21 protein-coding genes are annotated in these 15815 nt (G+C 44.6%); 9 read left to right on the top strand and 12 right to left on the bottom strand.

Translation table 11 applies throughout. From position 1 onward, the window contains the following. Positions 1-101 precede the first annotated feature (101 nt). From CWO27_RS05145 to CWO27_RS05130, 4 genes are all read right to left on the bottom strand, one after another. The gene (locus tag CWO27_RS05145; RefSeq protein WP_048661239.1) at positions 102-539 is read right to left on the bottom strand and encodes a DUF2069 domain-containing protein; all 438 of its coding nucleotides are present in this window, start codon (positions 537-539) and stop codon (positions 102-104) included. After that, the gene (wrbA, locus tag CWO27_RS05140; RefSeq protein ID WP_107898670.1) at positions 536-1129 is read right to left on the bottom strand and encodes an NAD(P)H:quinone oxidoreductase; all 594 of its coding nucleotides are present in this window, start codon (positions 1127-1129) and stop codon (positions 536-538) included. Before wrbA ends, CWO27_RS05145 begins: the two co-directional genes overlap by 4 nt. A gap of 6 nt (positions 1130-1135) precedes the next feature. Then, on the bottom strand, positions 1136-1486 hold the full coding sequence (gene arsC, locus CWO27_RS05135) for an arsenate reductase (glutaredoxin) (protein ID WP_102479007.1): 351 nt from the start codon (positions 1484-1486) through the stop codon (positions 1136-1138). Positions 1487-1608: 122 nt separating this feature from the next. Next, positions 1609-3063 carry a tetratricopeptide repeat protein gene (locus tag CWO27_RS05130; RefSeq protein WP_102479006.1) on the bottom strand — a complete coding sequence of 485 codons (1455 nt, stop codon included), beginning with the start codon at positions 3061-3063 and terminating at the stop codon, positions 1609-1611. A 178-nt stretch (positions 3064-3241) separates the two neighbouring features. Between CWO27_RS05130 and CWO27_RS05125 the strand changes: the two genes are divergently transcribed. Together CWO27_RS05125 and CWO27_RS05120 are read left to right on the top strand one after the other, a co-directional pair. Beyond that, positions 3242-3481, top strand: a complete 240-nt coding sequence (locus tag CWO27_RS05125) for a sulfurtransferase TusA family protein (RefSeq protein WP_004734311.1) — start codon at positions 3242-3244, stop codon at positions 3479-3481. After that, complete coding sequence (locus CWO27_RS05120) at positions 3474-4550, top strand: AI-2E family transporter (protein ID WP_055319544.1); 1077 nt, start codon at positions 3474-3476, stop codon at positions 4548-4550. The genes CWO27_RS05125 and CWO27_RS05120 overlap by 8 nt, the downstream gene beginning before the upstream one ends. Before the next feature lie 136 nt (positions 4551-4686). Here the strand turns inward: CWO27_RS05120 and bcp are convergent, their stop codons facing one another. Continuing rightward, positions 4687-5157 carry a thioredoxin-dependent thiol peroxidase gene (gene bcp, locus CWO27_RS05115; RefSeq protein ID WP_055319543.1) on the bottom strand — a complete coding sequence of 157 codons (471 nt, stop codon included), beginning with the start codon at positions 5155-5157 and terminating at the stop codon, positions 4687-4689. Between the two features lie 12 nt (positions 5158-5169). Then, positions 5170-5712, bottom strand: coding sequence for a glycine cleavage system protein R (locus CWO27_RS05110; protein WP_107898669.1), 543 nt, complete (start codon positions 5710-5712; stop codon positions 5170-5172). Between the two features lie 374 nt (positions 5713-6086). On the opposite strand from CWO27_RS05110, the gene dapA reads away from it, so the two are divergent. Next, positions 6087-6965: a 4-hydroxy-tetrahydrodipicolinate synthase gene (gene dapA, locus CWO27_RS05105; RefSeq protein ID WP_017632493.1), complete on the top strand. Its 879-nt coding sequence runs from the start codon at positions 6087-6089 to the stop codon at positions 6963-6965. A gap of 48 nt (positions 6966-7013) precedes the next feature. Then, positions 7014-8060: an outer membrane protein assembly factor BamC gene (gene bamC / locus CWO27_RS05100; RefSeq protein WP_102432037.1), complete on the top strand. Its 1047-nt coding sequence runs from the start codon at positions 7014-7016 to the stop codon at positions 8058-8060. A 144-nt stretch (positions 8061-8204) separates the two neighbouring features. Here bamC and CWO27_RS05095 read toward each other — a convergent pair whose 3' ends face one another. The 4 genes from CWO27_RS05095 to CWO27_RS05080 form a co-directional block, all read right to left on the bottom strand. Next, entirely contained in the window at positions 8205-8414 is a 210-nt protein-coding gene (locus CWO27_RS05095) for a DUF2897 family protein (RefSeq protein ID WP_019821638.1), read from the bottom strand. Between the two features lie 8 nt (positions 8415-8422). Beyond that, a complete protein-coding gene (locus CWO27_RS05090) occupies positions 8423-9097 on the bottom strand; it encodes a M15 family metallopeptidase (protein WP_102479004.1) in 675 nt (224 codons plus the stop codon). Between the two features lie 45 nt (positions 9098-9142). Beyond that, complete coding sequence (dapE, locus tag CWO27_RS05085; protein WP_102432035.1) at positions 9143-10279, bottom strand: succinyl-diaminopimelate desuccinylase; 1137 nt, start codon at positions 10277-10279, stop codon at positions 9143-9145. Positions 10280-10391: 112 nt separating this feature from the next. Continuing rightward, positions 10392-10739 carry an ArsC family reductase gene (locus CWO27_RS05080; protein WP_107898668.1) on the bottom strand — a complete coding sequence of 116 codons (348 nt, stop codon included), beginning with the start codon at positions 10737-10739 and terminating at the stop codon, positions 10392-10394. Positions 10740-10944: 205 nt separating this feature from the next. Here CWO27_RS05080 and CWO27_RS05075 point away from each other — a divergent pair, with 205 nt between their 5' ends. Beyond that, a complete protein-coding gene (locus CWO27_RS05075) occupies positions 10945-11232 on the top strand; it encodes a winged helix-turn-helix domain-containing protein (protein WP_004741665.1) in 288 nt (95 codons plus the stop codon). 68 nt (positions 11233-11300) lie between these two features. On the opposite strand, the gene CWO27_RS05070 is transcribed toward CWO27_RS05075, so the two are convergent. Then, positions 11301-11633 carry a DUF4156 domain-containing protein gene (locus CWO27_RS05070; protein WP_107898667.1) on the bottom strand — a complete coding sequence of 111 codons (333 nt, stop codon included), beginning with the start codon at positions 11631-11633 and terminating at the stop codon, positions 11301-11303. A 12-nt stretch (positions 11634-11645) separates the two neighbouring features. Then, on the bottom strand, positions 11646-11990 hold the full coding sequence (locus CWO27_RS05065; RefSeq protein WP_107898666.1) for a DUF2956 domain-containing protein: 345 nt from the start codon (positions 11988-11990) through the stop codon (positions 11646-11648). Between the two features lie 109 nt (positions 11991-12099). Between CWO27_RS05065 and CWO27_RS05060 the strand changes: the two genes are divergently transcribed. The 4 genes from CWO27_RS05060 to CWO27_RS05045 all read left to right on the top strand — a co-directional run. Beyond that, positions 12100-12561 (top strand): DUF2919 domain-containing protein, encoded by a 462-nt coding sequence (locus CWO27_RS05060; protein ID WP_107898665.1) that lies wholly within the window; start codon positions 12100-12102, stop codon positions 12559-12561. A 65-nt stretch (positions 12562-12626) separates the two neighbouring features. Continuing rightward, a complete protein-coding gene (locus tag CWO27_RS05055) occupies positions 12627-13550 on the top strand; it encodes a Dyp-type peroxidase (RefSeq protein ID WP_102432031.1) in 924 nt (307 codons plus the stop codon). 121 nt (positions 13551-13671) lie between these two features. Then, positions 13672-14805, top strand: coding sequence for a flagellin (locus tag CWO27_RS05050; RefSeq protein WP_102432030.1), 1134 nt, complete (start codon positions 13672-13674; stop codon positions 14803-14805). A 296-nt stretch (positions 14806-15101) separates the two neighbouring features. Then, positions 15102-15815, top strand: a 714-nt coding sequence (locus CWO27_RS05045; protein ID WP_107898664.1) for a flagellin, incomplete at its 3' end; no start/stop codon positions are given.

Raw genomic sequence — 15815 nt, 5'->3', positions numbered from 1 at the left:
GACATGACTGATTAAAATGAAACATTAAAAAGCCCTGCAAGAGCAATCCTGCAGGGCTTTTTGTTTATCTAGTGTCTGTGTTCAAGAGCAACGTATCAATATTATTGCTCGAATTTCGCTTTTTCTTTCTTTTCTACTTCCGAAAGGCGCTTCAACTTGATGCCTAACTCTTTAGCCCTAAAGCGAGTAAATAAGATATTGCCCGCGAAACCAAGAGTCGTCAGAAGCAGTTCTACAGCCGCTAACAAGCGTTCACCATCATCTACATACAAAATAGTTAATGCGTGTAGGAAATAGAGCATCAGGACGAAATTCGCCCAAGCGTGCGTATAAGGCTTACCGGCTAAAATGCCTGGTAATGGCAGTAACAGCGGTATTGCCCAAGCAATTGCCAGTGTTACATTACTGAGATGAGGATGCGGTGAAAGCGTCATCTGCCAAGCCACAACCCAACCTAACAGCAATAGGTTGCCTGCTAATGCGAGATAGCGGAATAGCTTAGTCTTAGGAGACATCGCCTTCTCTGACATGTACATCATTGAGAGATTCCTTTCTGATTCATAGCAATGCGCGCGAGGCGTTTACCTAGGTTCTGCGCCAACTCAATTTCTTCTTTGCTTAATGAAGCACTTTCGCCTGTGCTGCTTGCACCATAAGGCGTACCACCGGTTTGAGTGGTGTGCAGCGCAGGTTCTGAGTAGGGGATGCCCACGACTAACATGCCATGATGCAGCAGGGGCAACATCATGCTTTGTTGTGTCGTCTCTTGACCACCATGCAGTGATGAAGAAGAAGTGAATACACAAGCTGGCTTATCGATGAGATCGCCATTGATCCACAGTGACGTCGTGCTATCCCAAAAGTGCTTCATCGGCCCGGCCATGTTACCAAACCAAACCGGACTGCCTAGCGCTAAACCATCACAAGAGCGTAACTCTTGTAATGTTGAAATAGGGTCGGTTGGTTGATGACGCGCATCAGGCTGCTCTTCTACGGTATACACGTCGTTCACTGTTCTCAGCATAGCTTCACACTCAGGGATGGACTCCACCCCTCGTGCAATCTGTCTTGCTAAAGCTTGTGTGTTGCCGTGGCGACTATAATAAAGAACAAGAATGTTAATGCTCATATCGGATTACAGAATCTCTAATACTTGCTCTGGTGGACGACCAATCTTTGCTTTGTTGTTCGCAACAACCACAGGGCGCTCGAACAGTTTTGGATTTGTTGCCATTGCTGAGAAAAGATCTTCATCAGTTACTGATGCATCATCCAAGTTTGCTTCTTTGTAGTCCGCTTCTTTGGTACGCATCATGTCGCGAACATTGTCAAAACCCAGTTGAGTGAAAAGCACTTTTAGCTGCTCGACAGTTAAAGGCGTGTCTAGGTACTTGATAACTTCAGGTTGTACACCGTTTGTTTCAAGCAATTCGAGAGTTTGACGGCTCTTTGAGCAACGTGGATTATGATAAATCACGACAGACATGGTTCTTCCTCATTATTATTTTTGATTTAATTGTTTAGCTGAAGCCACCAGAGGCGACTTCTTTTTTGTGTAACGTTGAGCTTTCTTTTTATTCTTGCAACGAGCGGTTACCAGTAAATATATTATTGTAGCGACAAGAAGCGCTCTCGTTGAATCATTAGTTGATCAATTCGAGCGTCGTAGCGTGCTTGTTTTAGGCTGCCTAGTTCTGCGATTTGGCTCGCCTGCGTGTAGTACTGAATCGCTTTGTTCCAGTTGGCTTGTAGTGCCAAAATTTCTGCACGAGCAGCCAGTTCTTCGTCGCTATTACCAAGGCTCGTATTTACTTTTGAAAGTAGGTGCCAGCCATTGGTGTCATTCGGGTTATCGTGCGTGTAACGCTGCAATACGCGAACTGCTTCTTGTAGATTTTCATTTTCAATTAGTGCATTGGCGTAGTTGATGGTCAGAACTGGGTTGTTTGGCTGACGAACCAGTGCCGACTTAAGTTCTTTAATCGCAATCTCAGGCTGTTTCTTCTCGATGTGCAGATCGGAAATAGCATCTAGATAAAACAGGTTGGTCGGGTCGCTGTTAATCAGTTTGTTCAGAATTGGCTCTGCTTTGTCTAATTTTTTAGAATCTAGGTAAACCAGCGCTTGCCCATACTTTAACGATGGAACCAAGGCTTTAGGGGCTTTCTTCAGCTGACGCTCAAACCAATCAAGAGCAGCATCGTTATTAATGCCAGCATAGCGCGCAACAATGCGGGCTCTTGCAAGATGGTAGTCCAAAGACGGAGCTAGTTTCAGTGGCGGGTAACTACGAGCACGAGCACGTGAATCTGTAATTCGGTCTTCTGGTAATGGGTGAGTCAGTAGCATTGGAGGTGGTGTGCTCGCATAGCGGTATTCATCGGCTAAGCGGCCAAAGAAGCGTGGCATTGCATTCACATCAAAGCCAGCTTTCGCAAGCGTGTTGATACCAAAGCGGTCAGCTTCTTTTTCATTACTACGTGTGTAGTTGATCTGGCTTTGCATATTACCCGCTGTCGTTGCCGTTAGGGCTGCAATGCCCGCTTCAGGAGCTGCAATCGCCAGTAATACAGAAGCCGCAAGTGCAGCAATGGTTGCTGGAGAACGGCGAGCTTGATCTTCCATGCTACGTGCTAAGTGACGTTGGGTAACGTGCGCGATTTCGTGCGCTAATACTGAAGCCAATTCACTTTCAGATTGTGCATGCAGGAATAGACCTGAATGCAAAGCAACATAGCCACCAAAGAAAGCAAAGGCGTTGATGTTGCGGTCACGGATCATAAAGAACTGGAAAGGCGTCTTTACATCATTTGCGTTAGCGACCAGACGATGACCAAGCGTATCAATATATAAGTTTAAAACTGGGTCGTTTACGATAGGCTGGCTGCTTCTGATGATACGCATGTAGGCATCACCATAGATAAGCTCTTGGTCGATAGAGAGTGTGCCGCCAGCAGCGGTACCGATATCGGGTAGCTCCAAACTATTGGTATTCGCCAACGTTGGGGTGCTTAATGTAGCTGCGATGCATAAGCAAGCAATTGAGCGAGCGCGTTTAAACATATTAGTCAGTAATACTCCGTTTCTTCTGACAGTAAGACAAGTGCAATGCAAATTGGTTCTTTATCTGATTTAACCTTTGCCAAGTGCGTGCGCTATCATGAAGGAAGATGAATGAATGATGGCGCGTTTTCAAAAACAGATTACAATACGACCCTTATAATAAGCATCGAGCTCAAGAATGACACCTAATATTCTAGATTTACGCCAAGAGCGCTGTCCAATGGCACTATTATTAGCCAAGCGTCACAGTGTAAAGTTAGAAGTCGGGCAATCATTGTCAATTTATGTCTCTGATAACAGCTCGATGAAAGATATTGTTACTTTTTTGTCTAAGCAAGCCTATGACGTCATCACTGAGGTTTGCTCTAATTACTATCATCTCCTCGTCACTAAAAAGGAATTGCAGTCAGATGCTTGAAATGGTCAATCGTTGGTATAAACGACGTTTCTCTGATCCCCATGCTGTCAGTTTGGTTGCCATCATTCTATTCGGCTTTATTACCATATACTTCTTTGGTCACCTCATTGCGCCATTATTAGTGGCCATTGTGTTGGCTTACTTGCTTGAGTGGCCTGTTACCCAACTTCAAAGACTCGGTGTTCCAAGAACCCCTTCGGTGATGCTGGTTATCATGATGTTCTTTAGCGTGATGCTACTTGCGATCTTTGGCTTGGTACCAACCATTTGGGAACAAGTGGGTAACCTAATCAATGATATCCCAAGTATGTATGGCAGCTTACAAAACTTCATCGCGACTATTCCTGAACGCTACCCTGAACTTGCCAACTTGCAGATCGTTGAGTCCATTATGTCTAATGCCAAGAACAAAGCGTTAGGTTTTGGTGAAAGTGTTGTCAAAGGCTCACTTGCTTCTCTTGTGAGTTTAGCGACCTTGGCGGTTTACTTGATTCTCGTACCATTGCTTATCTTCTTCTTGTTAAAAGACAAAGAAGAAATGATCAGAATGGCCAGCGGTGTACTTCCTCGAAATCGTCGTTTAGCGACTAAAGTATGGGAAGAGATGAACCAGCAAATCTCTAACTACATCCGCGGTAAAGTGTTAGAAATTCTAATCGTAGGCGGCGTGAGTTACGTAACCTTCGCAATTCTGGATCTTCGTTATTCAGTATTATTGGCTGTAGCGGTTGGCTTCTCGGTACTGATTCCTTATATCGGTGCGGCAGCTGTGACCGTTCCTGTGGCGATTGTTGGTCTGTTCCAGTGGGGATTAGAGCCTCAGTTTTATTGGCTGCTTCTCGCTTACGGTATTATCCAAGCGTTAGATGGTAACGTACTGGTTCCGGTTCTTTTCTCTGAAGCGGTAAACCTGCACCCAGTCGCAATTATTGTTGCCGTGTTAGTGTTTGGTGGATTGTGGGGATTCTGGGGTGTGTTCTTTGCTATCCCGCTAGCAACGCTAGTTAAAGCGGTTTGGAATGCCTTACCTAGCCACGCATTAGACGATGACCCCGAACATCAAAATTAATTGATCTTGTTATAGAAAAAGGCCGAATATCCATGATGTTCGGCCTTTTTGCTCTTAGCTTAATTATTAGCTAAATGAGTGCTGCTCTTGGCTTAGTGAGTGGTGAATCTAAGTTATTAGCTCACTCAAATCGACCTTAAGCTTCTTGATTGAAGTAATCTAGAACCACTTCGTGGTGCGTCTTAGTCTTGAACTTGTTGAAGACGTGCTCAATCTGACCTTCTTCGTCAATTAGGAAGCTAATACGGTGCAGGCCGTCGTAGATTTTGCCCATGAATTTTTTCTCGCCCCAAACGCCAAACTGCTCAGCAACGCTGTGGTCTTCGTCAGACAGCAGTGTGAAGTTTAGAGATTTCTTCGCAACGAAGTTTGGTAGGCGTTTTACAGGGTCAACACTTACACCTAAAACAACCACATTTAGGTCATCAAGCTGTGCTTTGATATCACGCAGGCCTTCTGCTTGCACGATACAACCTGGAGTCATTGCTTTTGGGTAAAAATAGAAAAGGACTTTTTTACCTTTGAAGTCACCAAGAGATACGATATTGCCATCTTGATCAGGAAGAGAAAAAGCAGGTGCTGGAACACCAGCCGTTAGCGTATTCATGATATTTCCTTTTTAAAAACTGTTTTTGATAAAGTTGAGCGAGCCTTGTACGGATAGGCTCTGACACAGCGCGTCAAATTCTTCTTGTAGCTGCATCAAATTACATTCTGATTGCACAGAAGCGGTAATAGAGATATGGAATTGGTCGTTATCGAGCTGAACCTTGGACTTATTGATGGTCTGCGCGCTAAGCGAGTCGAGGCCGATATTGCGGTTTGCGAAGAACTGAGTGAATTGCTCGGTCAGGCCGAGTTTGTCGTCTGACTCAACGAAAACTTCCAGCGTGTAGGAGTTCTCAATAACATCATGAGGCGAGGTTCGCTTCATAATCGTAATCAAGTCGTGCTCTTGGCCAAGCAAGGGCAGGGTGGTTTCAACGCGGGTAATGTTATTTGCCTTTCCAGACAGTAGCATGATAAGCGTAAATTCTTCGCCAAACAGAGCGATACGGCTATCAATAATGTTACAGCCTGATTGGGTGACTAAATGAACCACTTGGTTGCATACACCTGGGCGATCAGTGCCCACAGCTGTGATTACTAGATGTTGAGTCATAAAATCACGTCTCTTTATATTCCATTGATTCATGCATGTTAGCACAGTTAGCTTGTGGAATAAGCGTGCGTAAGGGGCTTTTTATGAGCCACCTTGCTTCTAACATGTAACCAATGATAAGAATGTCAGGTGCGTTAAAAAACGAGATAGAGTGATGAGAGCACAGCTTACTTGTTACTGACATCCAGTTAGGTGCTATCCGCTAGATTGAGCGCAGGTTACCCAAATTCTAGGTAGAACGCTGTTAGAAGTCGTTTTACCTCAAACATACGACAATATTTAATGCAGATGTTGCCGGTAAGCCACTTTAATGTCTTGTGTTTATTGATTGGCTTACAGTAACATGCAAAAAGAATAAATTAAGGGAGATAGACATGTTTTCAGGAAGTATCGTTGCGCTAGTTACGCCATTTAACGCAGATGGCGAAGTGGATTTCGACAGCCTTAAAAAGTTGGTTGATCACCATGTTGCTGCAGGTAGTGATGGTCTGGTTGCGGTTGGCACAACAGGTGAGTCTTCAACACTCACAATTGAAGAGCATGTCAAAGTCGTCAACAAGATCGTTGAATTTGCTGATGGTCGTATTCCCGTTATCGCTGGTACAGGTGCAAATGCAACTCACGAATCTGTTCTATTCAGCCGTTTGTTGAATGGTTCTGGTATTGCAGGCTGTCTGAGCGTAACGCCTTACTACAACAAACCGACTCAAGAGGGTTTGTACCAACACTACAAAGCGATTGCTGAAGTCAGTGACGTTCCACAAATCCTATACAATGTTCCTGGTCGTACTGCTGTAGACTTGTTGCCAGAAACGGTTGCTCGCCTTGCTGAGATCGAAAACATCGTTGCACTTAAAGATGCGACGGGTGATCTCGACAGAATTGCAATTCACCGTGAACTTTGTGGCGAAGACTTTATCTTACTAAGTGGTGATGACTTAACAGGTCTAGAATTTGTTAAGCGTGGTGGCGATGGCGTGATCTCTGTAACGAATAATGTTGCAGCCGCTGATATGGCAACCATGTTCAAGCTAGCAAAAGAAGGTAAGTTTGAAGAAGCAGAAGCGATCAATGAGCGTTTGATGCCTCTACATAAGAATTTGTTCGTTGAATCTAACCCTATTCCCGTAAAATGGGCGGTTCATAAAATGGGTCTGATCGCTGAAGGTGGCTTACGTCTACCGCTGACTGAACTGTCAGAACCAGCTCAACCTGTTGTTGCTCAAGCAATGACTGAAGCGTGCATTTACTAAAACGTATGAAGTGATGCCGAAGCGAACTTTCGGCATTTAGGAGTATAAATGAAGTATTCTCACCAGCTAGTGATTGGGTCACTGGCTGTTTTCGTTCTTACAGCATGTTCTGGCAGCCCGACTCAACGTCGCCAAGCCAAAGATGATTTCGAATACTTAGAAACACCTGAGTTTTCACAATGGCAGTTGCCTGAAGATGCTCAGCCTCAGTTCTACCCAAATTTTGACATCCCAAGCGGTGAGTTCAGTGGTGGTACAGGTCGTGAAGTTGATATTCGCCCACCGCAACAGGTTCTTGAATTGATCCCGGGTGCTCGCGCTGAGCGTCAAAATGGTGAAGTGACACTATGGCTTCTTCGTGCTGAAGAGGCAGACAGAGTGTGGCAAACAGCAGTAGATATGCTAGCTCAACGTGGTATTGGTATTCGTGAGCAATCCGAGAATGAGATTGAGACTGATTGGGTAACTTGGGTTTCTGAAGATGAAGACGTAGAGCTTGGCAGCCGCTACTCTATCTCTCGTTTCCAAGCGAACAACCGTCATGGCTTTAAGATTAACCTTATTGATTGGCGTGAAGGTACTGAAGAGAAGCCAGTAACGGCAACCAATAAAGAGCGTTACAACGCGTTCTTAACTAACTTAGTGATGGCTAAGTACGATGAAAACCTTCGTGCTGAAGCAGCTTTGAAAGCACAAGAGTTGGTGAAGCGTATTCCGATCTCAATGGGTGCTGACCGTAGTGGTTTCCCTGTGATTATTGCTCGTACACCATACAATGTATTCTGGCAGCGTCTGCCAAACTTGTTGCCTGCTATGGGCTTTGAGCTTGAAGAGCGCAACCAGTCTCAAGGTACAGTGAAAGCTAAGTACGCCGCACCAGATGATGAGTTCTGGGAAGAAATTGGCCTACAGCCTATCGATTTAGCGCCAGGCACTTACAACTTCCTATTTGGTGACCTTGGTAACCGTACGTCGATTAACGTAACGGATGCATCAGGTAAGCCAGTAGAGGAAGAGCTGCTTAAGTCAATGGTTCCGGTACTAGCGCATATTGCTGACCAGACCAAAGATGACAAAGAAGCGAAAGCTGAGTAGTAGCACTTAAGCAATCACAGAGCTGGTTTCAATCAGCTCTGTGATTAGCTAAAGCCAATAAAAAAGAGGACACATTGTGTCCTCTTTTTTTTGTTCTTTGTTATCAGACTATTAGTTAATCAAGTGGATACCCAAAGTAAAAAGCTATGCGTCTTTGTTGTCTTTGGATTCTTCTTTTTCAGCTTTCTCTTGGTTAAGTTTATCCAAGCGATTGAGTTTATCTAAATCTCGCTCTGTTTTACCACGACCTGTCAGATCCATATTGGCAGTCTGTTTAAGAGCTGCGATGTTACCCACCACGACGCTAACCACGATGATGATGATAACCCAAGGGTTTGTAAGCCACTCCAACATAAGCGCTCCTAATGATTGATATTCGCTACGAAGCGTGCGTAGATCTCGTCTAGCTGCTCCATAATAATCTCATACCCTAATATTGGCTTAGATTGGAGTTGCTTGCCAAGTAAAGTGGGAGATAACTGTGATAAACACGACTCCGAAACGTTACGATGGCTAATATGCCAAGGTTCTATCGCCACACCACCCAGGTCTTGACTGTAAGGGAAGAAGAACCCAAATTGTTCAGCATGAACCGATAGCCATTGGTAAAACGCTTGCTGGTGGCCGGTAAGGTATTCCCATGGTTCTAATTGCAGCTGTGTGCTTTCAGGTAAGAGGTTACGAGCAAAGACATCGAAGTCACACCCCCAATGGTGACGACTCGCACCGGGAAGCGCAGACCATCTCAAGATAGCCGACAACTTTTGATGTTCAGTCAGTGTTGAAGCATCAAGTGGTTGGCTCTCTGAATCTAATATCAGAGCTTCGCCAGAAAACTTACGGTTCCAAATCAAAGATTGTCTTTCATAGTCGCGAAAGCCACTGGCAATCTCCATTTTAAAACCAGCGAGTTGAGCAGCTTCAATCAAATTGTTTAGGTCATTCTTAACCTCACTGTGAACCAAGAAGGTCTTGGTACCGATCAGGCTAGGTTCTAGATGAGAATCTGATTGTCCGGTAAGCTGCTCTGGTGTCATAACGAGTCTCTCAATAATTAGATGCTATGAATCGCTGATGAAAGACTATTTAGCGAACAGGTTCACTAATGTTCTTTCGTACATGTCAGTTAGCTTTTCTAAATCAGCTACTTTCACGCATTCGTTAACTTTGTGAATCGTCGCGTTCACAGGGCCTAGTTCAACGACTTGTCCGCCCATGCGCGCAATGAAGCGGCCATCAGACGTACCGCCAGTCGTTAGTAGTGCTGGTTTAACATCATTCACGTAACCTACTGCATCAACAATAGCATCAAGCAGTGAACCTGCGTCCGTTAGGAACGGGTCGCCATTGAATGTCCACTTAAGATCGTATTCGAAATCATACTTATCGAGTGTTGTTGTGATTCGCTCAACGATGATGTCGTTGCTTAACTCGGTACTAAAACGCAGGTTAAACTGAACATTAAACTCACCAGGGATCACGTTTGACGCGCCAGTACCTGCACTTACATTTGGAATCTGGAAGCTTGTTGGTGGGAAGTAATCATTACCCTTGTCCCACTCAGTTGTTGCCAACTCGTTGATAGCAAGCAGAGAGCTGTGTACTGGGTTGTTCGCTAGGTGAGGGTAGGCAACATGACCTTGTGTACCTTTAATCGTTAGATCGCCTGTGATAGAGCCACGACGGCCGTTCTTCACAACATCGCCTACGAACTCAGTGCTTGATGGTTCACCAACAATACACATGTCGATGTTCTCACCGCGCTCCATCAGTGCTTCAACAACACGTACGGTACCGTTGATGAACGGGCCTTCTTCATCCGATGTGATAAGGAAACCGATTGAACCTGTGTGGTCTGGATGCTCCGCAATGAACTGCTCGACTGCAACAATCATTGAAGCCAGAGAGCCTTTCATGTCCGCCGCGCCGCGTCCGTGTAGGAAACCGTCTACGATAGTCGGTTCGAATGGCTTAGTGTCCCACTGTTCAATTGGGCCTGCAGGGACAACATCTGTATGGCCAGCAAAGGCAAACAGAGGCGCCTCGGTACCACGACGAGCCCAAAAGTTCGTCGTATCTTCAAATACCATTACTTCGATTTCAAAACCGAGCGCTTTTAAGCGATTAATCATCAGCTCTTGGCAACCTGCATCTTCTGGTGTTACCGATTGACGGCTGATTAGGTCTTTTGCCAGAGCCAAAGTTGGGCTATCTGTCATCCTTGAATTCCTTGTTTAAATAAAACTTCTAGTCATTGATTTCAGGCGTTGAACAGGCGAAGTTCAACGCTTTGTTATCTGTTCTAATATTACTTATTACGTAAATTGCTGATTACGCAAAAATAGCCGCGTATTGGTCAGCTTTGAAGCCAATATGAAGCTTGCCATCGACTTTCAAGATAGGGCGCTTGATCATTGCTGGTTGTTCAACAAGCAGAACTACGGCTTTTTCTTCCGTTAATGTGTCTTTTTGCTCTTGGGAAAGTTGGCGATAAGTCGTACCACGTTTGTTTAGTACAAGCTCCCAGCCAAGCTCTGAGCAAAAGTTTGTTACTAGCTCTTCAGTGATGCCTTGTTTGCGATAATCGTGAAATTCGAACTCGATACCTTCAGCTTCGAGCCATTTCTTTGCTTTTTTGATGGTGTCGCAATTTGGGATACCAAACATAGTGATAGTCATTATTCTTCCTTTGGGTGATTTTATTTCATTGTTATGAGTTGAATCCTATCAGGAAGCGGCAATTCAGACAAAATAGAGTGAGGAATATTTCATTGAGCGAAAAAAAACAGTAAGAAAATGTCACTATTGGAGACTTATTGATCAGCCTCAACATGTTGTTAGCGAAAAAAGAAATAATTGAGTTGCACATATATAGGAGGTGTCAATGGAGTTGAGTCCTGTTTTTGCAAGGCGGCTATATTTAGCATTGTTAGTCGAAAGCCTTGATAGGCCAAATGTGCCTAAACTCATCGAAAAAACGGGTTGGCCTCGTCGTACTATTCAAGATGTACTCAAGGCGTTACCGGGGATCGGTATCGAACTTATGTTTGTTCAAGATGGGCGACGTCATAATGATGGTTATTACCAGTTATCCGACTGGGGACCATTTGACAGTCAGTGGGTTCTAGAACGTAAAGGCGATATAGCAACAAGCCTTGGATTTAGTGCATAAGCCAGCGAAAGCTGGCTTTCTTTTGGGCGTCATAAAATCGAAGCATACTGATATGCCGATTTATTTGCTTACTCGCACAGGTAGGCGGTGCCAAGCATGGTAACCGAAGTCGCAAAATCTTGAGGTAAGGTAAAGATGACGGTATCTGCGCCTAGCTCAATGGCATTCGACTTAAGCTCATTCATCGCACCTTGAATCAGGGTGTCATTGGGAAAGAACAAGTAGCTGTACCAGTGACCTTCGCTGCCAGTGACTTCCCCTTTATACTCACACTGCTCGATGTTAATCAGGCCGTGGTAATCCATTTGTACCTTGTCAGCTTCGCTATGGGGCATTGATGTGGGCGTTGTGCATCCGAGTAACATGCCACTCATAGCCAAAGCGACTAATTCCTTTTTCATACGTTTACCCTGCTATTGCATCAAATAAATCGCGAAGCCTACCCAGCTTGCAATCAGTAATAACCACGGCAGTTTAGTGGCGTGATTTGATGGTGTTTCAACACTTGTTTCGATCGTGTCTTCTTGGTTTTGGTTAGCTTGTTGAGTCTGTTTTTCTTTCTGTACGCGCTTCTTCGCTTTATCAGCTTGGCGACTGCGTTCTTTTTGCTGTTTCTTATAGAGCGCAATGCCTTTCTCAATCCCCTGAGCAATCAATTTAGTTTGTTCTTTGGTCTGAGCTGGTTTTTGAGTCGCTTTGGCTATCTTCAGTGCTTCTTGTTGAGATTCAACAGACGGCGTATTAGTTTTCTTTTTCATACTGAGTTCGATAATTAAAACGGATTGGCTACTAAGATAACGCAAAGCTAGTTAAGTATGAATGATTTGCGTTAAAGTGTTGGTTTGAAAATAAGTGAAAGTGAGATTTGTGCGGTACTCCATAGAACAATACGACAAGCACGGCTTTTTGAAAGCCCCAATCTTGCTCTGGTTAGGTTGGTTGTTTCTTGCGAAAGCCTTGGTCGTTTTCATTGTTGCAGGCGCAAGCCGAGAATCGGGAACGGATATCCTCGAGATAATCTACCCAGACCATCAGATGTTTTATGTTGGAATTGCGTTGAGTATTCCTAGTTTGCTACTGATGTGGTTATTTGGGCTAAGATCTCCAGATAGAAAGCGCCTTAACAAACTCGTGTCATGGGGGCGCGGGGTGACCATGTTGGCTATCTTGGCACAAGGCTCCCATACGATTTATTTAATCTATTTGGATAACGGATGGTTCCGTTGGTCAAATGGCATCACCCTATTGTTGCTGCTTTGGTTAGCGCTTTATCTAACCAATAGCCATGCTGCAAGGGATTGCTTTAAAGTGGTTGAGCTCGAAGACTGATTCTCATCAAAACATTTGTCCCATTCACAATTATACTTAGAAGCTAAAACTGGAAGGAATAATCTATGCTTAATGTTTCAAATGAGCAGCCTAACGTTCAAAGTGCTATTTTGCCTGAAGCTGGGCCTTTCGCTCTTTACGTTCAACTTAAAGTGAACGCTAATACTGCTAATGTACTAGCAGAAATTCAAAAGCTTCCGACTCTAATCGAAGAGCTAAACCAAACTCAACCTGATGCGAACCTAACGGCGTCGGTTGCGTTCTCAAAAGCTTTTTGGGATAAGTTCGAGCAAGCTGCTCCCTCTGATCTAATTGATTTCCCTGCGCTTGGCGAAGGTGATGTGACAGCACCGAGCACACTGTCTGATGTTTTGATTCACTGTCATTCAAACCGACATGATCTGCACTTCTTCATCCTACGTAAATTGCTATCTGAAGTTGCGGCAGACGTTGAAGTAGTGGATGAAACTTACGGTTACCGCTTCCTAGACTCACGTGACATGACTGATTTCGTTGATGGCACTGAAAACCCGAAAGACGCACAGCGCGCTGAAGTGGCGATTGTGCCTGAAGGTGAATTCGCGGGTGGTAGCTACGTGATGGTGCAACGTTTTGTGCATAACCTACCTGCTTGGAACCGATTAAACGTATCGGCACAAGAGAAAGTGGTTGGCCGTACTAAACCAGACTCTATCGAGTTAGATGATGTTCCAGCAGCGTCTCACGTTGGCCGTGTGGATATTAAAGAAGAAGGCAAGGGTCTTAAAATTGTTCGTCACAGCCTGCCCTACGGCACAGCAACGGGCGATCACGGTTTACTGTTCATTGCTTACTGTAACGTTCGTCATAACTTTGATGCGATGTTAGAGAGCATGTACGGCGTAACCGATGGCAAAACAGACCAACTGCTTCGCTTTACTAAAGCCGTTACTGGCGCTTACTACTTTGCTCCTTCAACTGAGATGTTGAGTGCATTAACGATTAAGTAAGCCGTCTCAAAAAGAATGAACAAAAGGAGCCTCAGGGCTCCTTTTTTATTAAAGCTTTATATGAATTGGTCGATATAAGAGCAATCGTGAGTTTTATTCATCTTTTTGTAAGTGAAGGTCTATGGCTATAACTGTTAATACAAATGTCTCAGCGCTGGTGGCTCAGAGAAACCTCTCTAATGCCAACAACATGCTGAACCAATCTTTGGAGCGCTTGGCTTCAGGGAGTCGTATTAACAGCGCTAAAGACGACGCTGCAGGCCTGCAAATCTCGAATCGACTTGAAGCGCAGATGAGCGGTATTGATGTCGCTGTTCGCAATGCGAATGACGGCATCTCCATTATGCAAACTGCAGAAGGTGCGATGAATGAAACCACCAATATCATGCAACGCATGCGTGACTTGTCCCTACAAGCGAGTAACGGCTCGAATAGTTCATCAGAACGAATCGCCATTCAAGAAGAAGTGACCGCCTTAAATGACGAGTTGAATCGAATTGCAGAAACCACCTCATTTGGTGGAAAAAAGCTCCTTAACGGTAGTTTTGGTAGCTCGTCATTTCAGATCGGTGGTAGTTCTGGTGAAGCGGTGCAAATCGGCCTGAAAAGCATGCGCACCGATGACATCAACATGGGGGGCTTTAGTTATGTTGCCAGTGGCATGGCAAGTGACTCGTGGGAAGTAAAATCCAACCAGAATGATATGACGATGTCTTTTACCGACCGTTTTGGTCAGCCTCAAGAGATCGCCATTAATGCTAAAGCGGGCGATGACATTGAAGAGCTGGCGACTTACATCAATGGTCAAACAGATCTGGTATCGGCTTCCGTCAATGACGAAGGGCAACTTCAGATCTACATGTCTGGCGAAGATACGGCCGGCACGATCTCTTTCTCAGGTTCGTTAGCCAGTGAACTTTCGATGTCGGCGGGTTATTACGAATCTGTCGACGACATCAACGTGACCGATGTGGGTGGTGCGCAGCGTGCTGTCTCTATTTTGGATACAGCGATGAAGTACGTGGATAGTCATCGTTCTGAATTAGGCGCAATGCAAAACCGCTTTGATCATGCGATTAATAATCTCGAAAATGTTCATGAGAACTTGGCGACATCAAATAGTAGAATTAAAGATACTGATTACGCCAAGGAAACCACTCAAATGCTTAAGCAACAAATTTTGCAGCAGGTGAGCACCACAATATTGGCCCAAGCAAAGCAGGCGCCGAACCTTGCCTTAACCTTATTGGGTTAATAAATTGCCTAAAATATTATAAATGTGTTTCGGCTTAATCAGTCCGTTTGGTTAATTAAAATACAAATTGTCACTCGACCGACTTCTCGGCAACTTTAGTGTTTTTCTCATCTTTTTTTGATAATTTTACTGCCAGTCACGCTTTCTTCTCCTTTATCGCTATTTCTTTAATTTTGTTGTTTTTTTCCTAAAGGTTTCGCCAATCACGCCGTTATTAAAAGTAACTTAGAGATAACTACTTGGTTTTCCGAGACGTCGGAAACCGCTATACCGGAAAATCAATTGGAGAAGTCACCATGGCAGTGAATGTAAATACAAACGTATCAGCGATGACAGCGCAACGTTACCTAAACAACGCAAACAGCGCACAACAAACATCAATGGAGCGTCTAGCTTCAGGTTCTAAAATCAACAGCGCAAAAGATGACGCTGCGGGCCTACAAATCTCGAACCGTTTGAACGTTCAGAGCCGCGGCCTTGATGTTGCTGTACGTAACGCGAATGACGGTATCTCTATTGCACAAACTGCTGAAGGTGCAATGAACGAAACAACGAACATCCTGCAACGTATGCGTGATTTGTCTCTACAATCTTCAAACGGCTCAAACTCAAAATCTGAGCGTGTAGCGATTCAAGAAGAAGTAACAGCACTGAACGATGAACTAAACCGTATCGCGGAAACAACGTCTTTTGGTGGTAACAAACTGCTTAACGGTACTCACGGTACTAAATCATTCCAAATCGGTGCGGATAACGGTGAAGCGGTAATGCTTCAACTGAAAGACATGCGCTCTGATAATGCTCAGATGGGTGGTAAGAGCTACCAAACTGAGAACGCGAAAGACAAAGATTGGAACGTTCAAGCAGGCTCTAACGACCTAAAACTGTCGTTCACTGATAACTTCGGTCAAGCACAAGAAATCGACATCAGCGCAAAAGCGGGTGACGACATCGAAGAGCTAGCAACGTACATCAACGGTCAACAAGACTCTGTGAAAGCGTCTGTAACT

The sequence above is a fragment of the Vibrio sp. 10N.286.51.C3 genome, from assembly GCF_003050065.1.
GTDB lineage: Bacteria > Pseudomonadota > Gammaproteobacteria > Enterobacterales > Vibrionaceae > Vibrio > Vibrio crassostreae.
The sequence above is the reverse complement of the archived record's forward strand: the minus strand, read 5'-3'. Positions and strand labels throughout refer to the sequence as shown.